Origin of the sequence: Actinospica durhamensis (genome assembly GCF_018139695.1) — a bacterium.
Classification (GTDB): Bacteria; Actinomycetota; Actinomycetes; order Streptomycetales; family Catenulisporaceae; genus Actinospica; species Actinospica durhamensis.
This window is the reverse complement of sequence record NZ_JAGSOG010000903.1, coordinates 1-381: the sequence shown is the minus strand read 5'-3', so window position 1 is coordinate 381 and position 381 is coordinate 1. Positions and strand designations below refer to the sequence as shown.

The window sequence follows — 381 nt, the reverse complement described above, 5'->3', positions numbered from 1 at the left end:
GTGCTGTGCAGTGACAGACGCCCCACGGTCAGCGTCCTCCCGCGCAGCCACCGCTTCCTGCCGAGGTCGAAGCGGTCCCACAGGCAGGCCAGCACGAACATCGGCAGGGCCATTCCGAGCGCGTAGACGGCGAGCAGCAGTCCGCCGTGTGCGGGGTCCCCGTTCACGGCGGCGACCGTGAGGATCCCGCCGAGGATCGGCCCGGCGCAGAATCCGGCCAGCCCGTACACCGCGCCCAGCACCACGACGGACACCGCCGATCCCGAGCGGCGCTTCCCGGCGGCCTGCTGGAGCCGGCGTGAGCCGAACCCCAGACCGAGGATCTGGGCGGCTCCCAGCACGATGACGGTCCAGCCGCCGACGGTGACCAGCACGTCGCGG

1 protein-coding gene is annotated in these 381 nt (G+C 72.7%); it reads right to left on the bottom strand.

Going from position 1 to position 381, the window contains the following annotated elements:
• Positions 1 to 381: cytochrome c biogenesis CcdA family protein (locus KDL01_RS42765; protein ID WP_212534392.1), on the bottom strand; the 381-nt coding region annotated here is incomplete at both ends.